Source organism: Streptomyces sp. NPDC027185, assembly GCF_055567035.1.
The window spans coordinates 319,176-333,543 of the sequence record NZ_JBVHRF010000003.1 but is presented as its reverse complement, the minus strand read 5'-3'; the positions used below and the strand labels follow the sequence as shown (position 1 = coordinate 333,543).

Sequence of the window (14,368 nt, the reverse complement as noted above, 5' to 3'; positions counted from 1 at the left end):
CCACCGCACAGCGGCCACCCTTCCGCACCCGGGACGCCCCGCGACGGCGGGCCGTTGTCCGGTGCTCCTTCCTGTCCGTTTTCCCCAGAGGAAAGAGATGGTTCCCCCGGTGACCGAGACCTTCACGCCCCCCGGCAGCGGCACGTCCGGCGCCGCGGGGACGCCCGGCGGCAGCACGGCGGTGCGGAGCGAGGGGGCACCGCGGCCACTGTCCCCCTCGCAGCGCCGGCTGTGGGTGCTGAGCCAGATGGCGGGGGCGGAGGACGCGTACAACGAGCCGCTCGCCTACCGGCTGCGCGGTCCGCTCGACACGGCGGCACTGGGCCGGGCGCTCGACACGATCGCGGCGCGGCACGAGATCCTGCGGTGCCGCATGGTGGCCGTCGACGGGGAGGCGTACCAGATCGCGGCGCCCGCCGACAGCGGGTTCCCGCTGGTCACCATCGATCTGTCGGACGGGCCGGTGCCGGCGGAACGGCTCGCCGCGGTGCTCCGGGAGGACGCCGCCGTCCCGTTCGACCTGAGCACCGGTCCGCTCGCCCGCGGCACTCTCGTACGGCTGGCGCCCGAGGACCATGTGCTGATGGTGACGGCGCACCATCTGGTGATCGACGGGGCGTCACAGATCATCCTGGTACGGGAGTTGAACGCGCTCTACGCGGCGTTCCTGGCGGGTGCGGGCGATCCGCTGCCGCCGCCGGCCCGGCAGTTCGCCGACCACGCCGCCGATCAGGTCGCGCGGGCGGCCGAGCCGGAGGTCGTCGCGCAGGAGGCGTACTGGCGCGAGCGGCTGGACGGCGCGCCGCCGGTGCTGGAGCTGCCCGCGGACCGGCCCCGTCCGCCCCGGCAGGACTTCCGCGGCGACCAGGTCGCGGTGGGGCTGGACGCGGCGACGACCGCCGCGCTGCGCGACGCCGGGGCGGAGCACGGCGCCTCGCTCTTCGCCTCGGTGCTGACCGGCTGGTCCATCCTGCTGTCACGCCTCTCCGGCCAGGACGACATCGTTGTCGGCATCCCCAGCGGCAACCGCCGCGGCCGGGACGCGGACGACGTCATCGGCTTCTTCGCCAACACCCTCGCGCTGCGCAGCGATCTGTCCGGCGACCCGACCGTCGCCGAGGTGATGCGTGCGAGCCGCGCCGGGATCCGTGGTGCGCTGACCCATCAGGAACTGCCGCTGGAGCGGGTGGTGGAGCTGGTCAACCCGCCACGCAGCAGCGCCCACACCCCGCTGTTCCAGACGACGCTGTCGTGGACCCCGGAGCTGGCGACGCTGCTGGAGCTGCCCGCACTGGCCGCGGAGAAACTGGAACTCCCCTTCATCGCCGCCAAGTTCGACCTGATGCTGATGGTGACCGAGGAGGACGGCCGGCTGACCGGCCACATCGACTTCGCCACCGCGCTGTTCGACCGGGCGACGGTCGAGCGGTACGCCCGGTACCTGGAGCGGGTGCTGACGCAGATGGCCGGCGATCCCGGGCGGACCGTCGGTGAACTGGAGCTGCTGGACGAGGCGGAGAGCCGTCAGCTGCTGGCCGACTGGGACGCGACGCGGGGCGACGCCGCCGTGCCGGTCGCCGAACCCGCCGCGCTGACCGCCCGCTTCGACGCACAGGCCGCGGCCCGGCCCGACGCCCCGGCGGTGGTGTGCGAGGGCCGGACCCTCAGCTACGGCACGCTGGCCCGGCGGGCGGACCGGCTCGCCGCCGCGCTGGCCGCCCGCGGGGTGCGCCCCGGTCAGGTCGTCGCACTGCACGCCGGGCGGACCCCGGAGCTGGTGGTCGGGCTGCTCGGCATCCTCAAGGCGGGCGCCGCGTTCCTGCCGCTGGATCCCGGGCAGCCGGACGCGCGCCGCGCCGCGATGCTCGCGGACGCCGCTCCGGCGCTGGTGCTGACCGACCGCGCCGACGCGCCCGACGGCCATCTCGACCTGCGGAGCGTCGAGGCGGAGGGCGATCCGGAGCGGGCGCCCGTGGTGGCGGTGGCGCCCGAGGACCTGGCGTACGTCCTGTACACCTCCGGGTCGACCGGGCGGCCCAAGGGCGTGGCGGTCACCCACCGCAGTGTGCTGAACCTCCTCGACACCTGGCTGGACCGGTTCGGGGCCACGCCCGGCGAGGCGACATCCGCGTGGTCGGGCATCGGCTTCGACGCGATGGTCCACGAGCTGCTGCTGCCGCCGGCCACCGGCGCCGTCCTCCATCTCGTCCCCGACGAACTGCGGGGCGACCCGGAGGCGTTGCTCGACTGGATGCGCGAACACCGCGTCGTGCAGGCGTTCTTGCCGCCCGCGTACGTCCGGTGGATCGACGAGGCGCCGCGGGAGCGGCTGGCGGGGCTGGCGCTGCGGCAGTTGCTGACCGGTGTGGAGCCGCTGCCGGAGGCGGCCCTGTACCGGATGACCGAGGCGCTGCCGGGGCTGCGCATCTGCTACGGCTACGGACCGACCGAGGCCACCACCTACAGCACCGCCCACACCGACCCGCGGCCGGTGGAGCGGCCCTGCCCGATCGGCCGGCCGATCGGCAACACCCGGATGTACCTCCTCGACGCGCGGATGCGGCCGGTCCCACCGGGCGTCCCGGGCGAGATCTGGCTCGGCGGCGCCTCGCTCGCCGCCGGATACCACGGCCGCCCGGACCTGACCGAGGAGCGGTTCCTGCCCGATCCGTTCGTCCCGGGCGGGCGGATCTACCGCACCGGCGACCTGGCGCGGCGGCTGCCCGACGGGACCGCGCAGTTCCTGGGCCGCCGCGACGACCAGATCAAGCTGCGCGGCTTCCGGATCGAACCGCGGGAGGTGGAGACGGCGCTGCTGGCGCTGGACGGGGTGCGGGAGGCGGCGGTCGTCACCGACCGGGACGCCGCCGGTGAACTGCGGCTCATCGCCGCCCTGGGCCGGGGCGACGCCGCGCCGCGCCGGGCCGACGAGTGGCGCTCCGACCTCGCCCGGTACCTGCCCGACCACATGATCCCCGCGCTCTTCGTGGAGTTCGCGGCGCTGCCGCTCAACCGCAGCGGCAAGGTGGACCGCGACGCGCTGCGGACGGCGGCGCGTTCGGTGCCGTCGCGGGTGAACACCGCGGCGCCGCGCGACCACACCGAACTGGCGCTGCACCGCATCTGGCAGAGCGTGCTGCTGCGGCCGTCGATCTCCGTCACCGACAACTTCTTCGACATCGGCGGGACCTCCGTCTCCGCCATCAAGGTCGCCTCCGCCGTCCGCGAGGAGTTCGGCGAGGCGCTGCCCATCCGCGACATCCTGGCGCACCCGACGATCGAGGCGCTGGCCGCCCGGCTGCGCTCCGGCGCACCCGCGCAGCCGGGCAGTCTGATCACGTTCCGGCCGGGCGACGGACGGCAGCGGGTGATCTGCGTCCATCCGGCGGGCGGTACCGCGTTCTGCTATCTGCCGCTGGCCACGGCGCTGCCGCCCGAGACCGGTGTCGTCGGCATCCAGTCGCCCGGACTCAACGCCGGGGAGGAGCCGCTGCCCTCGGTGGCGGCGATGGCCGAGGAGTATCTGCGGCTGATCGAGGTACGCGAGGACGAGTCGCTGGTGCTGTGCGGGCTGTCGTACGGCGGGCTCGTCGCGCAGGAGATGGGGCGGCTGCTGGCCGAGGCGGGGCACCGCCGGGTCAGTGTGGTGCTGCTCGACACCCGTGCCGCCGACGATCCGGCGGCGCGGGCGGCCGTCACGCCGGTGGACGCCGAGGAGTTCCGCGCGAAGCTGGTGCGGTTCAACGGGATGTACCCGGGCATCGAGGACGCGCAGATCGACCGGTACCTGCGGATCTACAACCACAACCGGATGACCGCCCGCGACCACGAGGTGCGGCCGTCCGCCGCCCGGCTGGTGTTCGTCCAGGCCACCGAGGAGGACGGCGATCCGGCCGTCGCGCCGCGGACCCGGGCGTTCTGGGCGTGGCGGGCCGGCGGCGGGCTGGTGACCGAGCCGGTGCCCTGCGGCCACTGGGACATCCTGGAGGGCGATCAGCTGCCGCGGGTGGCGGAGCTGATCACCGCGGAACTGGCCCGGATGCCGCAGGCCCCGGCCGGTGCCCTCGTCGGAGGTGCGGCATGACGACCCCTCACCACACCGGCCACGGGCCCGCCGCCGAAGGCGCATCCGGCGGGCTGGCGCGGGCGGTGCACGCGCAGGCGCTGCGTACCCCCGCCGCGCCCGCGGTGCGCGACGGCGCGGTGCGGCTGGACTACGCGGAGCTGGACGCGGCCGGCGCCGCCGTCGCGGACGGTCTGCGCCGCGCCGGGGTGCGTCCCGGGCAGGCGGTGGCGGTGCAGCTGCCGCGCTCCTGGCGGCTGATCTGCGTGATGCTGGGCATCCTGCGGCTGGGCGCCCGCGTCGTCCCGCTGGACGCGCAGAGCCCGCCGGAGCGCCGCCGCCACATCCTCACCGACGCCGGTGCCGTCGCCCTCGTCCACGGCGCACCGGCGCCCGAGGTCCCGGCGGGTGTCCGGCCGCTGGACGCGGACGGGCTGCTCGCCGGGCGCGGCGGCTTCCCCGCGCCGCAGGAGCGGCCGGCCGCCGGCGGGCCGCACGCCTTCCTCTTCTACACCTCCGGCACGACCGGGCTGCCCAAGGGCGTCGAGATCGGGGACGCGGGGGTGCTGCGGCTGGCGCGGCCGGAGTTCATCGGGACGGCGCCGGGCATGCGGTTCGGCTGCCTGTCCAATCCGGCGTTCGACGCGCTGACCTTCGAGGTGTGGGTACCGCTGCTGACCGGCGGGGTCTGCGTGGTCGTCGACGACGCGGCCGTCCGCGACCCGGAGCGGCTGGCCGCGACGCTGCTGCGCGAGGGGATCGAGACGCTGTTCGTCACCGCGGCGCTGTTCAACGCCGTGGTGGACACCGCGCCCGGCTGCTTCGCCGGCGCCCGGCAGGTCCTCGTCGGCGGTGAGCAGCTCAACGCCCGCACCGTCCGCCGCTGGTACCGCCACAACCCGGACGCCGCCACCCGGCTCTTCAACGGCTACGGGCCGACGGAGACCACCACCTTCGCGGTGTCGTACGCCATCCCGCGCGACTTCGGCGGTGAGGTCGTACCCATCGGCCGGCCGCTGCCGGGGACCGGGGCGGCGCTGGTCGTGGCGGACGCGGAGCGGACCGCCGCGCCCGGTGAGGTCGCGGAGCTGTACCTGTCGGGCTCCGGGCTGGCCGCCGGGTACCGCAACCTCCCCGAGGAGACGGCGCGCCGCTTCGTCCGGCTGCCCTGGTACGACGGCGGGCGCGAGGTCCACTACCGCACCGGTGACCTGGTGCGCGCCGGTGACGACGGGCTGCTGACGTATGTGGGGCGCGCCGACCGGCAGGTCAAGGTCCGGGGTTTCCGGATCGAACCGGGTGAGCTGGAGCGGCGGATCGAGGCACACCCGGCGGTGCGCCGCGCCCATGTCTGCACCCGCCGCTCCGGAGGGGACGGCCCGCACGAGCTGCTGGCGTTCCTGGTGACGGACGGCGAGCTGTCGTACGAGGAGTGCGAGCGCCACCTCGCCGAGGGGCTGCCCACGTACATGCGGCCGCACCATCTCTTCCTGGTGGACGAGGTGCCGCGCACCGCCAACGGCAAGGTCGACGAGGCGGCGCTGCTGGCCGCCGCGGACCGGCCGTGGCGGGGCACGCCGCACACCGCGGTGGCGGTGACGCCGTGGCAGCGGGAGGTGCTGGAGCTGGCCGGTGAGGTGCTGGGGGTGGCCGATCCCCGGCCGGACGACAGGTGGACCGCGGCGGGCGGCGATTCGCTGAAGGCGCTGCGGTTCTGCTTCGCGGCGCGCCGCCGCTGGGGCTGTGAGCTGGACCGTTCGCTGGTGCTCGGCGGGGATCTCGCCGCTGTCGCCGAGGCGGTGGCGGCCGCCCGCGGGGCCGGTGCGTCGCCCTATCCGCCGGTGGCACCGCCCTCGGGCGCCCGCTCGGCCCCGGCCACCGCCGAACAGCAGCGGCTCTGGCTGCACCAGCGGCGCCATCCGGCGTCCCGCGCCTACCACGTCGGCCAGGCGTTCCGGCTGGACGGGCCCGTCGACGCGGCGGCGCTGCGCCACGCCCTGCGGCGGCTGGTGGTGCGCCATCCGGCGCTGCGGACCGGTTTCGAGGCGGCGCCCGAGGGGCTGCGGCAGCGGGTCGGCGACCCGTACGACCCCTGGACCGATCCCGGGGTGCCGCCGGTGGACGACGAGGGGCGGCGCGCCTTCGCCGCGCGGTTCTTCGCCGAACCGTTCGACCTGGCCGAGCCGCGGATGCTGAGCGCCTGCCTGCTGCCGGACGGTGACGGCGGGGTGCTGCTGCTGCGGCTGCACCACATCGCCGTCGACGGCTGGTCGCTCAACGTCCTCTTCCAGGACCTGTCGGAGGCGTACGCGGCGTACCCGGACGGCGCGGCGACCGCACCGGAGGACGGGTACACACCGCTCGACCACGCCCACTGGCAGGCGGAGTGGTTCGCCCGCCCCGCCTACGCCGAGCACCGCGCCGCGCTCATCGCGCACCACGCGCGGGCGGGCGCCGGTGAGCGGCTGCTGCCCGTGCGGGAGGTGCCGTTCGCCGAGGCGCGGCTGCTGCACACCCGCCTCGACACGGTGCGCCGCACCCATGTCGACCGGCTCTGCGCCGAGCTGGGCCTGACCCGTTTCCAGGTGCTGCTCGGGGTCTTCGCGTGGAGTCTGTACGCGGTGACCGGGCGGACCCGGCCGCGGATCGCGGCGCCGGTGGCGGGCCGTCCGGTGCCCGAATTCGCGGACGGTGTCGGGATGTTCGCCAACACCGTGCTGCTGCCGCTGACCGTCGCCCCGGACGAGGAGCTGCGGGCGCAGCTGCTGCGCTGGGGCGCGGCGGCGGGCGCGGTCCTCGACCGGCAGGACGTGGCGTTCTCGGACGTGCTGGAGGGGCTGGCCGAGGCGGCGGGTGAGGCGGACGGCGCCCCGTTCGACGTGCTCTTCGTCCAGGAGAACACCGACTTCCAGGCGTTGCGGCTGCCGGGTTGCGCGACCCGTCCCCTGTGGTGGCCGCCGGCCGAGGCGAAGTGCCCGCTGACGCTCTTCGTCGTCGCGTACGAGGACGGTCTGGAGTGCGTCTGGGAGTACGCCACCGACCACTTCGACGCCGACGAGATCACGGCACTGGACGGCCTGTTGCGGCAGGGGCTGGACCTGCTCGCCGCAGGCGGTGGCCACACCCCCGCCGAGTTGGCCGCACCGTACCGCGCGAGCCTGCCCGACCACGGCCGGGGGCCGCACGTCCGCCCGGCGTTCACGACGGTGGCCGAGGGCTTCGCCCGGCAGGTGGCGCGCACCCCGCACGCCCCGGCGGTCGACGACGGGACGCGGACGGTCGACTACGCCACGCTCGACGGGTACGCGGCGGCGCTGGCGGATCAGGTGCGGGAGGCGTTCCCCGTCGCGGACGGCGCCCCGGCGCGGGTCGCGCTGTACCTGGAGCCGTCGCTGACGCATGTGGTGGCGCTGCTGGCGCTGGCCCGGCTGAACCTGACGGCCGTGCCGCTCGACCCGTCGTACCCGCCCGCCGTGGTGCGGCAGATCCTCGACCGGGCCGCGCCGCTGTGCGTCCTGGTGCCGCCCGGGGGCGCGGCGGGGCTGGACGCCGTCGACCCGGAGGGCCGTGTGGTGCGGCACCCGGTGACGCTGCGGTCGGACGGACCTGCCGCGCCGGTCGCCCCGCACGACGGGGCGCGGCCGCTGTACACGCTGTTCACGTCGGGCTCCACCGGCGTCCCCAAGGGCGTCGACGTGTCCGACCGGACGCTGTGCAACCTCCTCACCTGGCAGGCGGCGGAGGGCGGGCTGGGGGCGCCCGCGGTCACCCAGCAGTTCTCGATGCTCTCCTTCGACGTGTCGTTCCAGGAGATCTTCGGGGCGCTGTGCGGCGGCGGTGCGCTGCGGCTGATCGGTCCCGGTGTGCGGCAGGACGCGCCCGCGCTGCTGGCGCAGCTGGAGGCGTCCGGCGCGGAGCGGATCTTCCTGCCGTACGTGGCGCTCCAGCTCCTGGCGGAGCACGCGGTGCGGCTGGGCCGGTATCCGTCGCGGCTGCGCGAGATCGTCACCGCGGGCGAGCAGCTGGTGTGCACGGACGCGATCCGCCGCTGGCTGGCGGGGCTGCCCGGCGCCCGGCTGTTCAACCACTACGGGCCGACCGAGACGCATGTGGTGAGCGCCCTGTGTCTGGAGGGGGATCCGGTCTGGTGGCCGGAGCGGCCCGCCATCGGGCGGCCGGTGGCCGGTGCGCTGCTGCGGGTCGTCGGCGGCGACGGGCGGCCGGTGCCGCCCGGCACCCCGGGCGAACTGCTCATCGGCGGCACCATGGTGTCGCGCTGCTACCTCGACGGTCCGGAGGGGGATCTCAACGCCGAGCGGTTCACCGAACTGCCGGGCGAGGGGCTGTTCTACCGCAGCGGGGACCGGGCCCGGTTCGACCGCGACGGGCTCCTGCACCATCTGGGCCGCGACGACCAGCAGATCAAGCTGAGCGGGCACCGGCTGGAGCTGGGGCAGGTCGAGGCGGCGCTGCTGCGGCACCCGGAGATCACCAACGCCGTGGTGGCGGTGGAGGGTGCCGCGCTGACCGCGTGCTTCGAGTGCCGCGGCGCCGTTCCGGACGCCGCCGAGCTGACGGCCCATCTGGCGGCGCTGCTGCCCGCGTACGTCCGTATCACCCGTTTCCGGCGGCTGGCCGCGCTGCCGCGGACACCCAGCGGGAAGCTGGACCGGGCGGCGGCGCTGCGGGCCCCCGGTGACGAGGTGGGCGGCCCGGCGGCGGACACCGGACCGCTCACCCCGCGCGAGGCCACACTGGCCGCGCTGTTCGAGGAGGTCACCGGGCACCCCATCGCGCCCGACCGGACGTTCTTCGACGCCGGCGCCTCCAGCCTGACCCTGATGCGCTACCACCTGCGCTGCACCACGGAGCCGGGGCTGCGCTTCACCGTCGCCGACCTCTTCGAGCACGTCACGGTACGGGCGCTGGCCCGCTTCCTGGACGCGGCGGCGGGCGGGGCACCGGAGCCGCAGGACGCGGCGGCGCCCGCGCCGGACGCGGGGCCCGTACCGGCGCCGTCCGCCACGTCGTCCGCCGCGTCGTCCGTCACAGAACCGGAGCCGGAGCCGCGGTCCGAGCCGATCGCCGTCGTCGGGATGGCGGTCCGGCTGCCCGGCGCGGTGGATCTCGCCGCGTTCTGGGAGCTGATACGGACCGGAGGCCGCGGGATCGAGCACTTCGAGGCCGCCGAGGGCATGGTCGGGGCGCGCAGCCGGATGGACGGATTGCTCGCCTTCGACCCGGAGCACTTCGGCATCAGCCGCGCCGAGGCCCGGCTGATGGACCCGCAGCAGCGGCATCTGCTGATGTGCGCGGCGCAGGCGCTGGCGCACGCCGGGATCGCCGATCCGGCGGCCGGTCCGCGTACCGGGCTGATCGCGGGCGCGGGCGAGAGCACGTACTACCGCACGATGCTCCAGGAGGGCGATCGGGCGGCGCTGCCGGACGCGTTCCGTCTCGCGCTCCACCACGAGAAGGACTTCCTCGCCACCAAGCCCGCCTACCACCTGGGGCTGACCGGTCCGGCGTTCACCGCGCAGGCGGCGTGCGCCAGTTCGCTGGTCGCGGTGCATCTGGCGGCGGGGCTGCTGCGGGCGGGCGACGCTGACGTGATGCTGGCCGGCGGGGTGCTCGCCGACGCGACGCTCGGCGAGGGCTACCGCTACCAGCCGCAGCACATCTTCTCCGCCGACGGCCACTGCCGTCCGTTCAGCGACGACGCGAGCGGCACCGTCGGTGCCAGCGGTGTCGGCGTCGTCGTCCTCAAACCGCTCGCCCGCGCCCGGCGCGACGGCGACACCGTCTACGCGGTGCTGACCGGTTCGGCGGTGAACAACGACGGCGCCGACAAGATGGGCTACAGCGCGCCGTCGCTGGCCGGGCAGCGGGAGGTGATCCGGGCGGCCCTGCGGCGCAGCGGCCGCAGCGGCGCCGACCTCGCGTACGTCGAGGCGCACGGTACGGGCACCCGGCTCGGCGATCCGGTCGAGATCGGCGCGCTGCGGCAGGCGTTCGCCGTACCGGAGTCCGGCCGTACCGCGCTGACCTCGGTCAAGAGCCAGCTCGGGCATCTGGGCGCGGCGGCGGGCGTGGTGGGGCTGATCCGGGCGGTGCTCGGGGTGCACCACGGGGTGATTCCGCCGCACGCCGACTTCCGGGCCCTGAGCCCGCACATCGATCCGGACCCGACGCCGTTCCACTTCCCGACGACCGCGCGGCCCTGGCCGTCCGGCCGGCCGCGGGTGGCGGCGGTCAGCAGCTTCGGCATCGGCGGCACCAACGCCCATGTGGTGCTGGAGGCGCCGCCCGGGGAGCCCGCGGAGGGCGCCGGGGAGGTGGACGGCGCGCTGTTCCTCTCCGCGTCGAGCCCCGCCGCGCTGCGCGCCGACGCGGAGCGGATCGCCGCACATCTGACGGCCCGCCCGGAAACGTACGGCACGGTGCTGCGGCATCTGCGGTCCGGACGCCCGCAGCGGCGCTGGCGGGCGGCGGCCGTCCACCCGGACGCGGCGGCCGCGGTGCGCTGGCTGCGCGGCGCGGAGCCGGTCGCGGCGCCCTCCGGTGAGGAGGCGCGGACCGCGGACACCCGCGACCCGCACGCCGCGGTGGCCGCGTGGCTCGCCGGGGCGACGCTGCCCGCGCGCCCCGGACCGGCCCCGGCCCCGTGGGACTTCCCGCCGCCCGCCTTCGACCTGGCGGAGTACGACTTCCCGCGGGCGCGGGCGGACGACGGGGAGCGGCTCCCGGCCGGTGACGCCGCGGGCCACCCGGGCGGAGCCACCGCCGACGCCGCCGCGCGGCCTGGGGCCGGGAGCCCGGCCGCCCCCGTGCCCGGCCGCACCGGCGCCACGGGCGACGGCCCCGCCGTCCCTCCGCGCCTGCCCGAGACCGACTGGCTGAGCCAGCCGCACTGGGTGCGGTGGCGCCGGGCCGCCACCGCCGGCCGGGGCCCGGCCTCCCGGCGGCTGGTGCTGGTCACGGACGGACCGGTGGCGGACGCGGTACCGCCGGAGTTCACGGCGGCGTACGCCCGGGTGGTCCGGGTCGGCACCGGTGACGCCTTCGTCCGCCACGGTGACGGCGCCTTCACCGTCGACCCGGCCGACCGCACCGCCTGGGACCGTCTTCTCGACGCCCTGGGGCCGGACGCGGGCGGCGCCACGGACTGGCTGCACGCCCTGCCGCTGGGTCTCACCGGGCCGGTCGGCGCCGCCTCCCTCACGCAGGCCGAACGGGCCTGTCTGGACGCACCGGCCGCCCTCCTCCAGGCGCTGGCCGACACCCCTCCCGCGGACCGGCCGCGGCTGTGGTGGCTGTCGTACCGGGCGCAGCCGGTCCACGGTGCCGTCGAGCGGCCGGAGGCGGGGCTGCTGACCGGCGTCGCCACCGTCGCGGGACAGGAGGGCGCGGCCGACGGCCGGTGGCTGGACCTGCCGGGACCGGACCCGGCCGACTGGGCCGGACCGCTGACCGCGCTGCTCACCACCGGCCCCCGCGACGCGCTGCCGGAACGGCTGGCGCTGCGCGACGGCCACTGGTGGCACCCGGTGGCCGTGCCCGTCACCGCCGCCCCCGATCCGGCGCCCGCACTGCCCGAGGACGGCGATCACGTCCTCCTCGGCGGCACCGGCGGGATCGGCGCGAGCATCGCCGCCTGGCTGCTGGAACACACCGCGGGCCGGGTCCTGCTGGTGTCCCGGCGCCCCCGGCTGCCCGAGGCGCTGGCGCCCTGGGCGGCGCGGATCGAGCTGATCGGGGCGGACCTCGCCGACCCCGGCGGCCACGACGCGCTCGTCGCCCGGATCGCGGACCGCGCCACGGCCGTCGCCACCGTGGTGCACGCCGCCGGCGCCGCCACCGGCGGGCTCCTCGTCCGCCGCGCGGGCGGTACGGACGGGCAGCGGGCCAAGCTCCACGGCGCGCTCCTGGCCGAGCGGCTGATCGAAAGCTGCTCCCCCGCGCTCGCCGTGTACTGCTCGTCGATGTCGGCGCGGCTCGGCGGCGTCGGCCAGTACGACTACGCCGCCGCGGCGGGTCTGCTGGACGCCTTCGCCCACCACCGGCCCGGCGCCACCGCGCGGATCGCCGTCGACTGGGACGTGTGGCGTGAGACCGGCATGGCGCTGCGCGTCCCGGCGGGCGACGCCCGCCACCGCGCGCATCTCTCCGTCGGTCTGACCACCGAGGAGGGCAAGCGGGTCCTCGGCCGCGCCGTCGCGCTGCGCCTGCCGCACCTGCTGGTCTCCACCACGGACATCGAGGCGTCCCGCGTCTTCTACGCCGGTCCGGCACCGGAGACCGCGGACGCCCCGGTACGGCAGGAGACGGCGGACGGCCAAGCCCCGCCGGGCGCCCCGGAAACGGCCGCGCCCGCCCCGGCGGAGCTGCTCACCGACTGGCTCCGCGACTGGCTCGACGCCGACCCGCTCGACCCGGACGCGCCCCTGTACGACCTGGGCGCCGACTCGTTGACCCTGCTCGATCTGATCGGCGTGGTCAAAGCGCACTACGGCGTGGAACTCGACCTGTCGTGGTTCGGGCCCCACGTCACCCTCAACGACCTGCTGGCCCACCTCGCCCGGGACACCGCGTCCGCCGCCGCGGCGGGCACGGTCACGCTCGACGTGTGGCAGGAGGGCACCGGGCCCGAGGTGGTGTGTCTGCTGCACCCGGTGGGCGGCGACATCCAGGCGTACCGGCCGCTGGTGTCGGCGCTCGACGGCCGGGCGACGGTCTGTCTGATCGCGGACCCGGCGCTGCGTGATCCGGACGCGCCCACCCTGCCGCTCGACGAACGGGTCCGCCGCTACCACGCGGCGCTGGGCGAACGGTTCGGCGGCGCCACGGACCGGATGCACCTGGTCGGCTGGTCGTTCGGCGCCTGGACGGCGGTGGGCGTCGCCGCGCTCGCCGAGGCGGCGGGCCGCCCGGTGCGCGGGGTGCATCTGCTCGACCCGCCGCCCCCGGACTCCGGCCCGGGATTCCAGGGCTACGACGAGCAGCGGCTCGAAGCGCTCTTCGCGCACGAACTGGGCTCCGTGGACGGCGCGTTCACCGGTGAGGGCCAGGCGTACGCCCGACGGCTCGCGCGGTGCTGCCGGGGTAACCTCGCTTCCATGATCGACCACCGGCTGCCCCGGCTGGCCCGCACGCCCGCCCGGGTGTGGCTGGCCGATCGGCCGGCGGCGGGGCTGCCCGCCCCGCTGCCCGAGGCCACGCACCGGGAGCGGTGGCGCGGCCATCTGGCGCTGCCCGGTGAGTGGCGGACGCTCCCGACCGACCACTACGGGATCGTCCTGCCGCCGCACACCCTGACCGTCGCCGCCGCACTCCACGCGGCGCTGGACGCCCGGCCCTGACCACCCTTACGCCCCTTGCCCCCACCGAAGGAAAGCAGACATGGAGCAGTACGAACTCGACGCCATCGAGCGCCTGACCAGCCGGCCCGCCAGGGACTACCGGACCATCGAGGTCGCGCCGCTCACCAAGGTGATCGGCGCCGAGGTGTCGGGCCTGGACCTGACGGAGGAACTGCCGGACGAGCAGCTCGCCGAGTTGAAGGCCGCCTTCCTCGACCACCACGTCCTGGTCGTACGGGATCAGCGGATGAGCCCCGAGGACCATCTGCGGCTCGCCTCCCACTTCGGTGAGCTGCGGACGGTCAACCCGCCGCCGGAGGGCGATCCGCGCATCCTGGAGATCACCACCACCGCCGGTGCCCAGGACGTGGCGGGCAACGCCTGGCACGCGGACGGCACCGCCGACGCCGAGCCGTCGCTCGGCTCGATGCTGCACATCCTCGAAACCCCGGAGGGCGGCAGCGGCGGCGACACCCTCTTCGCCAACATGCACCTGGCGTACGAGATGCTCTCCCCGACGATGCGCGGCCTCCTCGACGGGCTGACCGCGATCCACGACGGGCGGCTCGCGTTCGGGGACCGGCCGATACCCGAGGGCCACGTCACCTACCGGAACGAGCACCCGGTGGTGGTGCGCCACCCGGAGACCGACCGCAAGCTCCTCTACGTCAACCCGATCTACGTCCAGCGGATCCCGCAGCTGTCGGAGCCGGAGAGCCGGGCCCTGCTGGAGATGCTCCACCAGCAGGTGTCGGGGCGGCCGCTGCTCCAGTGCCGGGTGCGCTGGGAGCCGAACACCCTGGTGTTCTGGGACAACCGCTGTGTGCAGCACCACGTCTCGTACGACTACTACCCGCTCACCCGCCACGGGCGCCGGGTGGCGATCAGCGGCGGGCCGCTGAAGGGCTGAGCCGTCCCCTCGCCGGGGCGGGGCCGGACGTCCGGC

The 14,368-nt window shown here is 75.9% G+C and carries 3 protein-coding genes; all 3 read left to right on the top strand.

From position 1 onward, the window contains the following. Positions 1–97 precede the first annotated feature (97 nt). Genes ACZ4M8_RS11625 through ACZ4M8_RS11615 form a run of 3 tightly spaced genes read left to right on the top strand, consistent with a single transcriptional unit; the run spans position 98 to position 14,332 of the window. Positions 98–4,084 (top strand): non-ribosomal peptide synthetase, encoded by a 3,987-nt coding sequence (locus ACZ4M8_RS11625; RefSeq protein WP_467605820.1) that lies wholly within the window; start codon positions 98–100, stop codon positions 4,082–4,084. Further along, positions 4,081–13,422, top strand: a complete 9,342-nt coding sequence (locus tag ACZ4M8_RS11620) for an amino acid adenylation domain-containing protein (RefSeq protein ID WP_467605817.1) — start codon at positions 4,081–4,083, stop codon at positions 13,420–13,422. The genes ACZ4M8_RS11625 and ACZ4M8_RS11620 overlap by 4 nt, the downstream gene beginning before the upstream one ends. A gap of 40 nt (positions 13,423–13,462) precedes the next feature. After that, positions 13,463–14,332, top strand: a complete 870-nt coding sequence (locus ACZ4M8_RS11615) for a TauD/TfdA dioxygenase family protein (protein ID WP_467605816.1) — start codon at positions 13,463–13,465, stop codon at positions 14,330–14,332. Positions 14,333–14,368: the final 36 nt, after the last annotated feature.

Excerpts from the sequence above, each read along its gene's own strand:
- ACZ4M8_RS11620 (WP_467605817.1), top strand. The coding sequence starts at position 4,081 with ATGACGACCCCTCACCACACCGGCCACGGGCCCGCCGCCGAAGGCGCA.
- ACZ4M8_RS11615 (WP_467605816.1), top strand. The coding sequence starts at position 13,463 with ATGGAGCAGTACGAACTCGACGCCATCGAGCGCCTGACCAGCCGGCCC.
- ACZ4M8_RS11625 (WP_467605820.1), top strand. The coding sequence starts at position 98 with ATGGTTCCCCCGGTGACCGAGACCTTCACGCCCCCCGGCAGCGGCACG.